Source organism: Microbulbifer maximicatervae (SeqCode) (genome assembly GCF_052467225.1).
In genome coordinates this window covers 4,776,363-4,791,459 of record NZ_CP174303.1, presented here as the reverse complement: position 1 = coordinate 4,791,459, position 15,097 = coordinate 4,776,363, and the positions used below count along the sequence as shown (strand labels likewise).

Sequence of the window (15,097 nt, the reverse complement as noted above, 5' to 3'; positions counted from 1 at the left end):
CTACTTAAGGCGTGCTTTTGGGTTAGAAAGATCACATTCTGGTGGGCGTGTAAAGAACTGGATATATAACTAGTTATCACAAAAAGTGATTAAGATATTACAGCGACTGTAGGGCTATTAATCGATTATGGTTACCTATTACTGCACAGTAATTGCCCAATCCTGCAAAACTGCACGGAAATTGCCTAAAACTCCGTATACTCTGTGCCACTTCGTGTTGAGTCGTGGAATTGTTAGCGGGCACAAGGGGAGCATATGAGCATTGAAAAAAGAGCGGAATTCAACTCTGTCGCCATGGATATGGAGTCGATACGGCAGAAACTGATTGCCTCCCTGATGCGTCAGGCACCGGAACAGGGATTAAATGAAACAGTACTGGGTGGCCTCTCCCTGATTCGCTGCAACGAGCCGGGAGCCTGTGCGGCATCGGTGTATACACCGTCCCTGAATTTTATTATTCAAGGCCGCAAGACCTTGGAGCTGGGAGACCGGGAAATTTCCTATATGCCGCTGAGCTATGTGGCAACCTCAGTGCACTTACCGATCCTGGGACGTGTTGAAGACGCTTCCCTGGATACTCCGTTTCTCGGCGTAAAGATAACGATCGATCCGCAAGAGGTGGCAGACCTGGTTATGGAGCTGGGTGATAAGGCGCCGGGTGTGGAGGCTGGCTACGACTGTCCCGAAGTCAGCTGCGGCCTGTGCCTGACTAAAATGGATTACGGTATGCTCGATGCGCTAAACCGGCTGGTCTCCTTGCTGGATAGCCCTAATGATGTCCCGATACTGGCGCCACTGGCCCGGCGTGAGATTATCTATCGCGCCCTGATGGGGGAGATCGGCGCGCGGATGCGTAAGTTTGCCATGGTAGATAGCCAGGCGAACCGGGTATCCCGGGTGATTGAAGTGCTGAAAGACCGCTTCTCAGAGCCGCTGCGTATCAGTGACTTGGCCGACCAGGCCAATATGAGTGAGTCATCCCTATATCACAGCTTTAAGCAGATCACCCGCATGTCTCCGTTGCAGTTCCAGAAAAAGCTGCGCTTACATGAGGCGCGGCGCCTAATGTTGACCGAGGGGCTGGAAGCGGCCTCCGCCAGCTATCGGGTTGGCTATGAGAGCCCCTCTCATTTCAGTCGTGAATACAGCCGCATGTTTGGTCTTCCGCCCCGCGCGGACGTGATTAAATTGCGCGGTGAACAACGGGTCCCAGCTTAATTTGAAACTGGGTTGCCCTGCTTCAAAACAAATAAGCTACACCACCCTTCGGGACTGATATCGCCCTCCACAACCAGGCAGGCATTGGGGGGCTCAAACAGCTGACAGTCCACGCACTTTTTCCCATCCTTGGGAGTATCCTGGTAATTTACCTTGTCTTTTTGCGCTTTGATTTGGGCCTGAGCTGAGGGTGTTGAAATAAATGTGGCAGGAATTAAAAGTAGCGATGTTCCTGAAAGCTTAAGAAAGTGGCGACGGGAGTTGTCTAGAGGCTTTTCCATAAATGAACGCCTGAATGATGAAAATAAGTTTCTGGCATTCAGGTTAGCTGGAGAAGGGAGTTTTGCTCAAATTAAAGGCTTTGTTTTAAGCTGTAATCTTATTCTATTTGTTAAATTGGAGACGGCGCCATGTAGGCGCCGTCTGTTTTTACTTCTTTACTTGGTTACGCGTATTTTAGCTACAGATTTATCTCCGCTGCGAGATACGACCCGAACCTTTAAGCCGTAAGGTGTGATAGCGCGGCCGGCATCTGGTATTTCTTCGCTGCTATAGCTCCGGGTGTCATTAAACAGTGGGTAGCGGCGGTTGTGAGTGTCACTTAAGAGTATGCCGTAGTCCTCGAGTAAATCCAGAACCATGTCGTCGGCTCTTTCGATGTTAAATGTGGCATCGTGAACCTGATAGCGGGTACTGGCAACGGAATCATCACTCCATCTCAATACATTTTGGTCGGCATCAACAACTCCGAGGAAGCCATTTCCTGGGTGTACGCCAACCCAGTTATTATCGTAGCTGGAATCTACGTACCAAACCAAGAGGCCTTCTGTGAAAGTGAGCATCTCGCCGGCTACATTCACATGTGCCAATCCGGCATCAACGCCGCGATGAGTACGCCATTCGAGTAAGTAGTAGTGATCGTGCTCAAGATAGCCTGGGTTTCGGCTAAAGCCTGCAAGGCTAAAGTTGCCATCAGTTTCAGCATCATCGAAAAGGAATGTTGTGTCATCAATTTCGATGCTGATGTCATCGGCAAAAAGACCTGAATTCGCTACGGCGCCATCAGTAATATAGGTAAGTGAAAGGCTAATTTCTTGCCCGGCGTAAGCGCTTAGATCGAATGCAACGTCAATCCAGCCCTCGGAGCTACCAGTAATACCATTACCTGGGTTGGTGCCGTTGGGGTTGGTATCTGTAGTTACTGAACCAGGAATGGAGACAAAGCCATCACCGGAATCTACCATGATCGCGGCGTAATCCCAATCCAGCTCAATGTCGTACCAAGCTTTGAAAGAGAGGCTTGCTGTTTCTGCATTGCTCAGATCAACAGATATTGTCATAGAGTTTTGCAGGTTGTTGCCGCTACCGCTGAAGTAAGCGTATTCTCCACTGCTGGGTTCGGTAACTATTTCTTGTTTTGCTGGTAGGTCAATTCGGACTGCATCGTTATTGGTCCCCTTATTAACCGCTTCATCGAGTAGCAACTCGATACCGCGGCGAGGAATTTCATCTAGTGCAATAGTTTCACCATGAAGCCAGTTCCCACCATGGTTGTGTTGCAGGTATTCCTTGGCATAGGCAGAGAAGCCGGTGGGCTCTGAACCCGGAATAATACCGGCCCAGCTACCACTGGACATAATGGACCAGGAGGAGACGGGTTCACCGCGACCGCTACCATCGGTATCGTATTCATCGGGCAAGCCCAAATCATGGCCATATTCATGGCTGACAACCCCTGCAGCGGCGTCCGCCGGCTGAATGGTGTAATCATAAGCAGCCATAGTGCCGCCCCAGTAATCTACCTCCGCAGTAGTTCCTTCAAGTGAATAGACGCTGCCAAGGTTCCAACGGTGAGACCAAATGGCGTCTTCACCCAGTTGCCCGCCACCTGCTTCTTCACCAACCGAGGAGTGGAAGATCATGATGTGGTCTACCAAACCATCTGCTTCCCAAAAATCGCCATCACCATCCAAGTCGTAACGGTCTTCAATATCAAAATCTGACAGGTTTACTGTGGGGTCGGCAGCTGCAGCTTCCAGGGCCTCACGAATTAGGGAGCGAGCATCACCATCAGTGTTATTGCCGTAAAAAGCTGCTGGTTGGCTGGCCATATACCAACCTGCTACAGAGCCTTCCACTGAGTAGCTGTTACCGGATTGCTGCCAGTAAAACTGTTGCATGGATAGCATGTTTTCCCCACTGGGGCCTTCAAAGCCGTTTTGGGAGAAAAGTAAGTCAGCGTAATGTTCAGCGGCGTAATCCGCATAGTACATATCACTCTCCCCGGGCTCGATGCTGTTATGGGGAAAATCGGGGAACTCCATCAAAATAGCGAGAACCCGTGCAGTTTGGGCTTCACCGTCGTAGCTCTCTAGTTGAATATTTCTAGGGTGGCGGCTGCCATGGTTGCGGTGAAGGGAGCCTTTGCCCCTTTTAAGCCGGGGGTGATGTTTTCCACGGGCATCGCGCATCATCGTTACGGTATCGCTGGAAAGATCTTGAGCCCCATTAATGCTATGGGTGGCCCGCTCTTTTAAGTAAGCCCTTAAAGTGCGTTCAGCTTCTGCAATAGAGGCATCTTGGCTGATGCGCCCAGAGCGCTTGAGCATATCAATTAATTTGGCTTCATTGGCAATGACCAAGTCAACTTGATCACCACCTTTTTGATGTGAATTAATCGCCTGGGCATTGGCTGCCATCAGGCTCAGTGCAAGTGTGCTGGCGGAGAGCAAACTATTTATTTTTAACATAGTCCCTTCTTGTGCGTTTCGAGATAAATTAAAGCTAGATTTGAAGCCTGACTCAATTAGAATTTTTTATGGTAGTCAGGTTTCGAACTTTGGTAGCTTGGTTTTTTTATTGTCAGCTACAAAGGAATGACGTTTTTGTAGGAGTTGGCCGCAATATTTTTGTGGGGAGGCGGAGTAATTTTACACCTTAGTATTACTTTTACGTGATTTTATAGTGTTTTTTAAAAGTAAAAACTCATTAGCTTATCAATAATAGGGGGTTAATAATGTAGGGTGTTGCTCACTTATGTGTTTTGGTTTTCCAGGGCATCCAAAGGCAAATCTGTAAGCCTCCATTAGGGCGATTCAAAAGCTGAATATGTCCATCATGCGCATCAATGATTTCTCTACATAGAGCTAATCCCAAGCCCACGCCTTGCTCTTTTGTTGAGAAGAAGGGGAGTAGTGCCTGCTCAAGTACTTTCTCACTCATCCCGCAGCCTCGGTCGGAAAGTACTAGCTTCTGTCCAAAACTGTCGGTACTAACTTCAAGTTCAATATCTTTGCTATCGCTACCAGCTTCTCGTGAATTCTTAATTAGATTTAGTAGGGCTTGCTCTATTTGGATGGGGTCAAAGTAACCGGGTTCATCTGGCAGGCTTCCCTTAAGGGAAAAAGCTTGAATTGGCATTATGCGGTTGACTAGCTCCTGCCAGCTAATAGTCTCATAGCTTGGAGCTGGTAGTTTGGCAAAAGAGGCGTATCCCTGAGTGAACTCTGTCAGGTGTTTACAGCGGTCTGCAATAATATCGAAAACCTTCTCCAAAGCCTGTTCTTTTCCAGGTTTTGTTACCAGCATTTTTCCAGAATGCGCGAGTGATGAAATTGGGGCTAGAGAGTTATTCAGCTCATGGCTGATCAAACGGATAACTTTTTTCCAAACTTCTACTTCTGCACGAGTTAGCTCACGGGTCATTTCGCGTAAAACTATTAGTCGGTGTTTTTGTGTGTTTAAAACAAAAGTACTGTTTCCGATATGCATGGAGTGGGGACCGTTGATATCGGCATAATTAAACAGTCCATTCTTCCAACTGTTAATGGCGCTGGCAATTTCTTTGGGACTCTTGGATAAAAGCTTCTGTAAAAGTAGTCCTTGTATTGGCCTTCCATTGTTAAGAAGTTGCTTGGCACTACTGTTTGAATAAATAATACGATCGTTTTGATCCACCAGTAGAAGAGCTTGGGGTGATGTTTGGATAACCGTATCCAAAAGGAGTTCCCGTTGATAAATATGGGCACGTTCCTTGCGTAAGTGTTCCCCTATCTCGTTATAGAGAATTGTTATTTGTCGGAGTTCACTATCCTTGGGGTGTACTAGGGAGATTGAGAAATCGCCGTCACGGAAATTTAGCAGGCCGTTTTGTAATGATTTCAGGGTGCTAGTTAGGGGGGCAATTATAAGGCGAACCAGTACAATTAATAACGGCAATGAAATGATAAGTCCCGCTGACCAGGCGAGTGATGGGCTAAAACCAGCCCGAGTACCGAGCCAGGATATGGTAATACCGGCGATTAAGGGAATGGCCGTTGTTGCAATAAGGCGGCCTTCTAGTGAAAAATATTTCGACATCAATAGGGTATACCGTGTTTTTCCAGACGACGGTATAGTGCTTGGCGGCTCATACCGAGTTCTCGTGCAGCCTGGGCAATAATGCCATTGCAGTTGGATAGTGTCTCTTGTAGCAACTCGCGGCTGGGCTCAAAACTCACTTCCACTTTATCGGTTGGCATTTGCTCAGGAAGTGCCAGGACGGCTTCATCGATAGTATCCTCCTGGCTTAGGACGGCTGCTCGCTGCATAACATTTTGCAGTTCCCGCACATTGCCGGGCCAATGATAGCGAGTAAGGGCGTTTAACGCTTGAGGAGATAGCTTTTTTGAATTGCCACTTTCCGCGAGGAAGCTTATCGCAAGGGGAGGGATGTCCTCAGGGCGCTCATGCAGTGGTGGGAGGCGCAGTTCTATAACATTGAGTCGATAAAATAAATCCTGGCGAAACTTGCCTTCCTCGATAGCCTTGTGGAGATCTCTATTGGTAGCACTGATTACCCGAACTTTAGTTTTGCGGGTTTGGCTGCTGCCTAAACGCTGGAATTCCCCGGTTTGTAGTACACGCAGTAGTTTCACCTGACCACTGGGTGATAGCTCGCCAATTTCATCGAGGAACAGGGTGCCGCCATCGGCGGCCTCAAATCTACCCTCCCGTGCCCGATTGCTGGCGCCGGTATAGGCTCCAGGTTCGGCTCCGAACAGCTCTGCTTCCATCAGATCTTCTGGCAGTGCACCTACGTTAACTTTAATAAAAGGCCCTTCTCTCGATGAAGAATTCGCCTGGACAATCTCTGCAATCTTCTCTTTGCCTGCCCCATTTGGCCCTGTGATCAGGATGGGAACTTCAGATTTCGCCACTTGAGTGGCCATCTCCAAAAGCTTTTGCATTTTATCGCTGCGGTAAATTATGCCTTGTAGTAAAAAGTCCTCCCGTAATTGGCTGCGAGCATTCAAAGCTTGTTGCTGGGATGCCTGCTGGCGCTTTTGTAGTTCTCCCAGCTCCAATAAATTGTTAATTGTGGATATTAGTTTATTGTCATCCCAGGGCTTACCCAGATAATCAGCTGCACCAGCTCTAACTAGCTCGACAGCCATTTCCAGTTGGGTCCAAGCGGTCAGAAGGATAATTGGTAAGTCCGGACTTATTTCCCGAATCGCAAAGAAGAGTTCTTTTCCCTCTTGTCCAGAGGTTGTATCAGCGGTGAAATTCATATCCTGGATAACCAGGCTGACATCGCTGTTCTCTCGTAGCAGTTGTAGTCCGGCTTGAGGAGTAATCGCACAAAGTGGCTGCAAGTCATGCAGGGACAACAGGATCTCCAGGGCGGAAACGATACTGCTGTTGTCATCAATAATAAGTACTTTGTCCATAGTTTCTAAGACACGCTATTAAGACGCCTATTATGCAATGTGTTGATGGCGAGGGGGAATGCTTGTGGCAGGTTTTCTCTGCCACAAATAGATCTGGAAGAGCTAGTGGCCGATATGTTGCTCGGCAGGTTTGTGGTCGAAGCTGAGCACCCTCGCTAGCAGCCACTCTCCATCTACCTGTTTCCAGAGATGAGTGAACTGAGAAGTTTCCCGTAAGACTTCAGATTTGTCGTCATTGATGCCGTAAAATCGATGGGTGCCAGATTGAATAGCGCCATAATGGTTGACTGGGTAGATTTTAGTGCTCTCGATTACCAATTCACGACGTGCACGAATACCACTTCCATTTTCACGCTGTTTACACATATTGGTAATGGCCTTGACAAACTCTTCTCCAGACTTTGCTGTTTGACCCCACTTGTCATGGTACATTTCAAAGTCATCGGTCACCAGGTTTTGTGCTTCTCTTAGATTACAATTATTGAATAATGCATCAAATAAGCGTTGGTCGGCTCTAGTAATTTGTTGTACAAGTTCTTCAGTTACTAGTGGGCCAGCAATAACCGGATGTTTTTCAGCTTGTAAGTTTGGGCTGATGAAGGTTAGCCCCACAAAAAATAAAGAAGATATTTTTTTAAACAAGATCAATGTCCTTATTGTTTTTTTACTGGGGGGTATGTCGACCGAATGTGGCAGATAAACCATGAAAATGAATGAGGAAAACTTTTACCTTATCTTGGGAGTGAGCAATTAGCTCACCCCCTAAAGGTTGTTGTTTAAATACTTCGGGTGGCTGTCGCCGGCGATATATTGGCTGCTCGTAGTGCTGGAGCAAGTGCAGCTACAAGGCTGACTAAGAGAACCAGTAGCGCACAAATAACTAGAGGTACAATTGTTAAAGTAGGCTGTGAGTAATCGCGAACCATATATTGATTGGCAATCAGTGCCGCTGCACTTCCCACCGCGATACCCAGGCTCGCTATCATTCCATTCTCTATAAGGAAATACCGGCTGATATTGGTACGGGTAGCGCCTAATGCACGTCTAACACCAATCTGCTTGGCCCTTTGATTAATCCAGAAAATGGTTAGACCTACAATGCCAAGAGCTACAATAAAGCTCAACATGGCTGCAACAATAGAAAGTACTTTAACCATCATATTGTCGATAGCATAGCTGCGCTTGACATACTTGGAGAGTGGTTCGACAGAGATTACTCGCTGAGGGTCTCGTTCAGAAAGCTTGTCAGCTAACACCTTCATTACTTCATCGCGTTTGCCCGGTTCAGTACGCACTATATATTTTGCATAACGCCTATTTTTTATTTCTGGGTAAAACATCACATTGCCAGCTTTGGACCATCCAACCCAGGCTCCCAGATGCCGCTCTACAACTCCGACTATTTCCATCGGTTCAGAGCTACCACCGGAGAAAATTGGCCGCCCTATAGGATCCTGATTGGGGTAGAACTTGTCAGCAAGTTGCTGGGTGATAATGACAACAGGTTTTTTTGTAGCCTCGTGAGAGTTGCTGGCCTGCATATCGGCCTCGGTAAAGTTACGACCTGCGACTAACTTTAAATTGAGGGTGTTAATAAAGTGTGGATCAACTTGATAGTAGTTGGCTCCTTCTCCGCCGATTTCCTGATTGGCTTTATTGTGATATACCGAAGACGATCCTGATTGCGATAGAGGGATTTGTTGAGTGATCGAAGCATCGACAACATTTGGAAGTTGACGGAGAATCCCCAAATCGGCTCGTACCGCCCCAATTGTGTCGTAGTCTTTTGGTATTGCCATGAACCCAATAGTAATAATGTTGTCGACATCGATTCCTGTGGGCCGGTTTATCTTTTCTACTCTATCTTGGATTATTATTGTTGTGTTGCTGATAATTGCCAGGGTTAAGCCAAGCTGAAGGGCAATTAGCAGTGCAGAAACTTTGTTGCGCCAGAGGGCGGACAGCATCGGTTTTATTTCAAGCATGGTCAGGCCTTACTGGGTTTTCAGGTAGATAGAAGGGTTGGTTTGACTGATCTTCAATGCTGGATAGAAACCTGCCAATAGGCTTGCGACAATAGCCAGGCCAATAGCCGCAACCATCATGACCCAATCCATAGTTGGGAGTGTGTCGATTTGGCCCATGGCCAGGTAGCGAATGCCGCTAAGGCCGAGTATGGCGAGAAAAATACCTGCTACTCCGCCGATGATTCCTATGGTTGCGCTTTCAATTAAGTGCTGGGTGAAAATCGCACTTCTACTTGCTCCCAAGGCGCGACGTACACCAGCTTCTGGTGCTTTGCGTAGAAATTTTGCCAACAATAATGCAACGGCATTGATAATACATACCAGGAGAAACGCCAGAGAAACCCACCCAAGAATACGGTTGTCATCACTGAGTACCTCATTGAGAACCAACCATTCAGATGGTTTACTCAAGGCAAATTTTAGTGGTCGCTCGAAACGCCCTTGAGCTTTCTCTTGCTGTATATAAGCGCGAAGAAAATTTTCATACTGCGCTTTTTGCTCGCTAGTTGTAAGTTCAACCCAGTATTGAACCCAGAGATATTCACTCTGTAGAAACTCTTCATATCCCTGCGGATCGGCATTGTCCCAGCCATTGGTGTTGCCCCAGCTGTGAATTTCCAACTTGCGGTGTAAGCCAAAGGGTATGAATAACTCTTCTACTGTATCAAACGGGCTGTTGTTGACATCATATACCTTTGGTGAGGGCTCCCAAGTGTCGATAACACCCACTACCGTATAGGGTTCGTCGTTGAGTTTTATTGTCTTTCCAACGCTATTTTGACCAGAGAAAAGCTTGTCATTTGTCGGCTTGGAAAGCACAACTACTTGAGTAGGAGAGCTATCAGCAGACTCCTCCCAGGTGCCGCCATAAATAAAGGGCACATCGAACAAAGCGAAAAAGTCCCGGGTAGTTACCCGGGTATGTGATTCAAAAGGTCTAATAGCAGAGTTTTCAATCTCAACGGTAAAACCGTAGCGATGCATGGCAACTTGACGGGTGGGAATATCTGAGCGCAATAACGCTTCGGCGTCCCGATAGGTCAGCTGCCAGGGTATTTCATTCTTACTTTTGTAAGCTTTATTAACATCCCAACTGTCTAGCTGTACAGCAAAGAGAACGTCGTCTTTGTGCTTTAAAGCATTCTGGGACATGGTGTAGTTCAGGGTCAGCACCGTCATAGAGGCGCCGACACCGACTGCAATAGCGGCAACCATTAAGCTGCTTAAAATCGGGGTTCCGCGCAAACTTCGTAGGGCCAGGGAAATATAATATCCAAACATGGTGCAGTCTCCTTAAGCAGTAACGGCAGCAGGATGCTCGGGGACCGCACGTAAATCGCAAACCTGTCCATCTACGATCTGGATGTTGCGGTGGGCACGGCGTGCAAGTTCTGGATCGTGGGTAACCATTACGATGGTGGTTCCCCACTCGTTAATAAACTCCAGTAGCTCCATTACCTGGCGGGCCATTAAGGAGTCGAGGTTACCGGTGGGCTCATCCGCAAGCAGAAAACGGGGTTCGCCAGCTAAAGCGCGGGCGATAGCGATACGTTGCTGCTGTCCACCGGAGAGCTGTGCCGGCAGGTGTTTAGCGCGTGCAGAAAGGCCTACCTGCTCGAGCACTTTTTCAATACGCTTGCGACGTTCTTTTGCATTGAAACCACGATAGCGCAGGGGAACGTCGATATTGTCGAATAAGGTTAGGTCGGGAATCAGGTTAAACCCCTGGAAAATAAAGCCTATTTTTTCGTTGCGCAGATGTGAGCGCTGGCGGTCATTGAGATTACTGACATTCTCACCGTCGAGCAGGTACTCTCCACTGGTGGGCGTTTCCAGTAGGCCGGCAATATTAAGAAAGGTGGTTTTACCGGAGCCACTGGGGCCGGTTACAGAAACAAACTCACCCTCTTTAACCTCGAGACTGAAATCGCGCAGCGCATGAGTTTCGATAGTATCGGTACGGAAACTTTTACGGATATTGTTCATTTTCAACATTGCGATATTCCCTTTTTCTTAAACTTTAAATTATTGATTGATTTACTAAGGAGCTATATCGAGCTCCAATTTGAATTCGGGGTTAATCTGTCAGCGCAATTAGCTGGGCATTTTCGAGTTCCTCGGAAGAGGAGATAATGATTCTGTCTCCCTCTTGTAGGCCCGAGATAATCTCTACCTGTTTTAAGCCAAAGGCGCCTATCTGGATGGAAACTCGCTCCGCCTGTTGTTCGCTGTTCAAACGAAAGGCATGGTTGCCACCGCTTTGATCGAGGAAGCCACCGCGTTTGACCAACAGTACGTTATTGCGGTTTTCCAGCAGTATGCGGGCGGTAAGGCGGAGATTTTGTCGCAGCTTTTTCGGCTGGCCCTCAGTGAAACGAACCCGTGCGACCACCTGGCCGTTTATAACCTCGGGGGAGATTGCAGTAATTTCCCCTGGTAATTCTTTTCCACCGAGTTTGATTACCACGGCCATGCTGATGCCCAGGTCGTCGGCATAGTTTTCCGGCACCTTGGCCTCGAGTTCAAAACTGGTGAGATCGACAACTGTAATAAGTGGCGCATTGGCACCCACGGCGCTACGCTGCGCCACAGCTAAGCTACCAACGGTGCCGTTAACCGGTGAGATAATGTTCAGCTCGCGGACACGGCGCTCAGTTTCTTCTACCTGAAGGCGTTGTTGTGAGACCTGGAGTTCCAGGTTCTGGGTTTCAAAGGTCAGTGATTCTTTTTCCAGTCCCGCATTTTGTACGGCTTGTTCGTACTCCAGCTGGGCGCGGGCCATATCGTCCTTAGTTTTTTCAAAATCCAGCCGCGAGATAATTTGCTTTTCCATCGACAACTCTGCACGCCTCAATTCTCGCTTGGCAGCGGTGAGGTTGACTTTGGCGAGGTCGGCCTTTTGCTGGTTTTCCATATGCTGACGTTTGGCCTGGATTTTCTGGCGCTGCAGGTTCACCGTCAGCTGGTTGAGTTGGGCGTTTTCCTGGGCCAGCTGATTGGATAGTTCCGGGCTGTCGACGGTGGCCAGCAATTGCCCTTCGTCAACGGTATCCCCAGCTTTCACTGCAAACTTCACAATGCCCTGGGCAGGGCTGAAAAGCGTGGGGCTGTTTGCGGCGACCACTTGGCCCTGAACCACCAGATCTCGCACTAGGTCTCCTCGCTGGACCTGGGCGATATTGACTTGAGACAGGGAGAGGGTGCTGTCGACAGAGCTATTGCTGTGCCAGGAGTTGATACCCCATGTCAGGAATGCCACTGTCAAACCGGCAAATACCGAGGCTTTGACGACCTTTTTGTTCTTCCAAACCGGCACGGCTTCTATCTTGGTATCTTGTCCGGAAGTATCTCTAATCATTGCGGCTTTCCGTTTCTCTTACTGTTTTGCCTGTCATTGCTATTTGGATGCAGGCTTTTAGAAATTTGGATTCAGAGCTAAGAATCTGCTTGTTAGGAGGGGTATCGCAATAAGCATGCCAACAGTTAATTTTTATTTAACTTGTTGAAATAAAAGGAATTTTTTGAAACTTTGTAGTTTTTAGTTTTCTTGATGGTGTCCGCAAAAAGTGTCCGGTGTCCGCCTTGTCCACGGTCGGACGGCAGTGGACAGTTCTGATATTTGTCAGAGGAAAAGTGGGGGAGAGGGAGGCTGCGCCATGCGGGGTTGCTGCCGTTTATGGTAGAGTGCGCGGCCTTTTTTTGATCAATCTCAATTTAATTAGCTGTCTCCTATGTTTCCTTCGCTGCTCTCATCGACCAAAGCCGACTGGTTCGGCAACATACGTCGGGATGTTCTCGCCGGCCTGGTAGTGGCCCTGGCTTTGATACCCGAAGCCATCGCTTTCTCGATTATCGCGGGCGTTGACCCCAGAGTCGGGCTCTACGCCTCTTTCTGTATCGCTGTTGTGATTGCATTTGTCGGCGGTCGCCCGGGAATGATCTCCGCTGCCACCGGGGCCATGGCTCTGCTGATGGTGACCCTGGTGAAAGAACACGGGTTGCAATATCTGCTTGCGGCAACCTTATTGACGGGGGTACTGCAGATTATTGCGGGTTACCTGAAGCTGGGGAGCTTAATGAGTTTTGTCTCCCGGGCTGTGGTGACAGGGTTCGTCAATGCCCTGGCAATATTGATTTTCCTGGCGCAAATGCCGGAATTGATCGGCGGCACCTGGGAAGTCTATGCAATGACTGCGGCGGGTCTGGGGATTATTTACCTGTTCCCTTATATCCCCGTGATTGGCAAGGCTGTGCCATCACCGCTGGTGTGTATTCTGCTCCTCACCGCAGTGGCAGTGACTATGGGATTGGATATTCGCACTGTCGGCGATATGGGTGAGCTGCCGGATACTCTGCCTGTTTTCCTCTGGCCAGAAGTTCCGCTTAACTTTGAAACCCTGCAGATTATCTTTCCCTACTCCGCAGGTCTGGCCGTTGTGGGCTTGTTGGAATCCCTGATGACGGCGACGATTGTCGACGACCTGACGGATACCACCAGTGACAAGAACCGCGAGTGTAAAGGTCAGGGTATTGCCAATATTGCTGCGGGTACCCTGGGTGGTATGGCTGGCTGTGCCATGATCGGCCAGTCTGTTATTAATGTGAAATCCGGTGGTCGCGGCCGTCTTTCCACTCTGGTGGCCGGTATCGGTCTGCTGACACTGGTAGTGTTTATCAGTGACTGGGTTGCTGTGATCCCCATGGCGGCGCTGGTGGCAGTCATGATTATGGTCTCTATCGGCACCTTTGACTGGGGCTCCATCCGCAACCTGAAGCACTACCCACTCTCTACAAATTTGGTCATGCTGGCCACTGTGGTTGTGGTAGTGTGGACTCACAACCTGGCCTATGGTGTATTTGTCGGTGTGCTGTTGGCATCGCTGTTCTTTGCCAACAAAGTCAGTCACTTTATGTATGTGAGCAGCTCCCTGGATGAAAAGCAGAGTCGCCGCACTTACAAGGTCATTGGGCAGGTATTTTTCAATTCAGCCGATAAGTTTACCGCTTCATTTGATTTCAAAGAGGTGGTGGATACGGTGGTGATCGACCTCAACCGCGCGCACTTCTGGGATGTTTCCGGGGTTAATGCGCTAGACAAGGTGGTGCTTAAGTTCCGCCGCGAGGGAGCACAAGTTGAGCTGGTAGGATTGAATGAAGCCAGTGAAACGATCGTCGACCGTTTTGGCGTACACGATAAGCCCGAGGAAATTGAGCGGGTTCTTGGAGGACATTGATGGCCGTAAGCAACAGCGAAAATAACAATGAGAACACAGGTAATGGCGGCAAGGCGCCATTGATACTCTCCTGTATCGATGGCTCTCATTACACTGGAGCGGTGTGTGATTACTCGGCCTGGCTGGCCAGGAGCCTGCAAGCACCGTTAAAGCTGTTGCACAACATCGAAAGAAGCAGTGTCCCTGCGGTAACCGATTTTACCGGCAGTATCGGCCTGGGAAGTCAGGAGGAGTTGCTGGAAGAGTTAACTGCGCTGGAGCAGCAGCGGGCGCAGTTAATGGTGCAGCAGGGCAAGCTGATGCTACAAGCCGCCCGCAGCCGCGCCGAAGATGCCGGTGTGCAAAATATCAAAGCCTGCCAGCGTCACGACAGCCTGACAGAATCAGTGGTGGAAATGGAAGACTCCATTCGTGCGCTGGTGTTGGGAATTCGCGGTGAAGAGCACGGGGATTCTGAGCGTGGACTTGGCGCTCACCTGGAGACAGTGGTGCGCTCACTGCACAAGCCGATTTTGGTGGTCAATCGGGACTTCACAGAGCCCAGCAGGGTGATGCTTGCCTACGATGGCAGTGAGGCCTCGTGCAAGGCATTGGCGATGGTTGCAGAGAGCCCATTATTTCGCGAACTCTCCTGTCACCTTGTCTATGTAGGGGCGGCTGAAACTGCGGAGAATTTGTTGGCTGAAGCCTCGGCCAAACTGGATTCTGCAGGACTCACTTGCACTGCCAGTAATCTCACCGGCAATACCGTTGAAGCTTTGGTGGCCTACCAAACCGAGCACCAGATTGACCTAACCGTGATGGGAGCTTTCAGTCACAACCGCCTGCACGACCTTCTAATGGGAAGCATCACCGTAAAAATGTTGTTGAAAGCCCGCCAGCCTCTGTTGCTGTTACGCTAGAAGCC

General features: G+C 48.9%; 12 protein-coding genes. 3 read left to right on the top strand and 9 right to left on the bottom strand.

Going from position 1 to position 15,097, the window contains the following annotated elements:
- Window positions 1-255 precede the first annotated feature (255 nt).
- Complete coding sequence (locus tag ACJJIZ_RS20755) at window positions 256-1,218, top strand: AraC family transcriptional regulator (RefSeq protein WP_444914717.1); 963 nt, start codon at window positions 256-258, stop codon at window positions 1,216-1,218.
- Here the strand turns inward: ACJJIZ_RS20755 and ACJJIZ_RS20750 are convergent.
- From ACJJIZ_RS20750 to ACJJIZ_RS20710, 9 genes are all read right to left on the bottom strand, one after another.
- Window positions 1,215-1,499, bottom strand: coding sequence for a hypothetical protein (locus ACJJIZ_RS20750; protein WP_444895145.1), 285 nt, complete (start codon window positions 1,497-1,499; stop codon window positions 1,215-1,217). The genes ACJJIZ_RS20755 and ACJJIZ_RS20750 overlap by 4 nt on opposite strands.
- Before the next feature lie 156 nt (window positions 1,500-1,655).
- Window positions 1,656-3,968 (bottom strand): immune inhibitor A domain-containing protein, encoded by a 2,313-nt coding sequence (locus ACJJIZ_RS20745; RefSeq protein WP_444895144.1) that lies wholly within the window; start codon window positions 3,966-3,968, stop codon window positions 1,656-1,658.
- 280 nt (window positions 3,969-4,248) lie between these two features.
- Entirely contained in the window at window positions 4,249-5,577 is a 1,329-nt protein-coding gene (locus ACJJIZ_RS20740) for a sensor histidine kinase (RefSeq protein ID WP_444895143.1), read from the bottom strand.
- Window positions 5,577-6,929: a sigma-54-dependent transcriptional regulator gene (locus ACJJIZ_RS20735; RefSeq protein ID WP_444914716.1), complete on the bottom strand. Its 1,353-nt coding sequence runs from the start codon at window positions 6,927-6,929 to the stop codon at window positions 5,577-5,579. Before ACJJIZ_RS20735 ends, ACJJIZ_RS20740 begins: the two co-directional genes overlap by 1 nt.
- Window positions 6,930-7,031: 102 nt before the next feature.
- Window positions 7,032-7,571, bottom strand: a complete 540-nt coding sequence (locus ACJJIZ_RS20730) for a nuclear transport factor 2 family protein (protein WP_444914715.1) — start codon at window positions 7,569-7,571, stop codon at window positions 7,032-7,034.
- A gap of 134 nt (window positions 7,572-7,705) precedes the next feature.
- Window positions 7,706-8,914 carry an ABC transporter permease gene (locus ACJJIZ_RS20725; protein WP_444914714.1) on the bottom strand — a complete coding sequence of 403 codons (1,209 nt, stop codon included), beginning with the start codon at window positions 8,912-8,914 and terminating at the stop codon, window positions 7,706-7,708.
- A gap of 9 nt (window positions 8,915-8,923) precedes the next feature.
- The gene (locus ACJJIZ_RS20720; protein WP_444895139.1) at window positions 8,924-10,237 is read right to left on the bottom strand and encodes an ABC transporter permease; all 1,314 of its coding nucleotides are present in this window, start codon (window positions 10,235-10,237) and stop codon (window positions 8,924-8,926) included.
- Between the two features lie 12 nt (window positions 10,238-10,249).
- Window positions 10,250-10,951 carry an ABC transporter ATP-binding protein gene (locus ACJJIZ_RS20715; protein ID WP_444895138.1) on the bottom strand — a complete coding sequence of 234 codons (702 nt, stop codon included), beginning with the start codon at window positions 10,949-10,951 and terminating at the stop codon, window positions 10,250-10,252.
- An 82-nt stretch (window positions 10,952-11,033) separates the two neighbouring features.
- On the bottom strand, window positions 11,034-12,314 hold the full coding sequence (locus ACJJIZ_RS20710; RefSeq protein WP_444914713.1) for an efflux RND transporter periplasmic adaptor subunit: 1,281 nt from the start codon (window positions 12,312-12,314) through the stop codon (window positions 11,034-11,036).
- A gap of 373 nt (window positions 12,315-12,687) precedes the next feature.
- Between ACJJIZ_RS20710 and ACJJIZ_RS20705 the strand changes: the two genes are divergently transcribed.
- A complete protein-coding gene (locus tag ACJJIZ_RS20705; RefSeq protein ID WP_413664447.1) occupies window positions 12,688-14,190 on the top strand; it encodes a SulP family inorganic anion transporter in 1,503 nt (500 codons plus the stop codon).
- Entirely contained in the window at window positions 14,190-15,092 is a 903-nt protein-coding gene (locus tag ACJJIZ_RS20700; protein WP_444914712.1) for a universal stress protein, read from the top strand. Before ACJJIZ_RS20705 ends, ACJJIZ_RS20700 begins: the two co-directional genes overlap by 1 nt.
- Window positions 15,093-15,097 lie beyond the last annotated feature (5 nt).

Coding starts and splice junctions, on each gene's coding strand:
- ACJJIZ_RS20710 (WP_444914713.1), bottom strand. CDS start 12,314: ATGATTAGAGATACTTCCGGACAAGATACCAAGATAGAAGCCGTGCCG.
- ACJJIZ_RS20740 (WP_444895143.1), bottom strand. CDS start 5,577: ATGTCGAAATATTTTTCACTAGAAGGCCGCCTTATTGCAACAACGGCC.
- ACJJIZ_RS20750 (WP_444895145.1), bottom strand. CDS start 1,499: ATGGAAAAGCCTCTAGACAACTCCCGTCGCCACTTTCTTAAGCTTTCA.
- ACJJIZ_RS20705 (WP_413664447.1), top strand. CDS start 12,688: ATGTTTCCTTCGCTGCTCTCATCGACCAAAGCCGACTGGTTCGGCAAC.
- ACJJIZ_RS20735 (WP_444914716.1), bottom strand. CDS start 6,929: ATGGACAAAGTACTTATTATTGATGACAACAGCAGTATCGTTTCCGCC.
- ACJJIZ_RS20725 (WP_444914714.1), bottom strand. CDS start 8,914: ATGCTTGAAATAAAACCGATGCTGTCCGCCCTCTGGCGCAACAAAGTT.
- ACJJIZ_RS20745 (WP_444895144.1), bottom strand. CDS start 3,968: ATGTTAAAAATAAATAGTTTGCTCTCCGCCAGCACACTTGCACTGAGC.
- ACJJIZ_RS20715 (WP_444895138.1), bottom strand. CDS start 10,951: ATGTTGAAAATGAACAATATCCGTAAAAGTTTCCGTACCGATACTATC.
- ACJJIZ_RS20755 (WP_444914717.1), top strand. CDS start 256: ATGAGCATTGAAAAAAGAGCGGAATTCAACTCTGTCGCCATGGATATG.
- ACJJIZ_RS20720 (WP_444895139.1), bottom strand. CDS start 10,237: ATGTTTGGATATTATATTTCCCTGGCCCTACGAAGTTTGCGCGGAACC.
- ACJJIZ_RS20700 (WP_444914712.1), top strand. CDS start 14,190: ATGGCCGTAAGCAACAGCGAAAATAACAATGAGAACACAGGTAATGGC.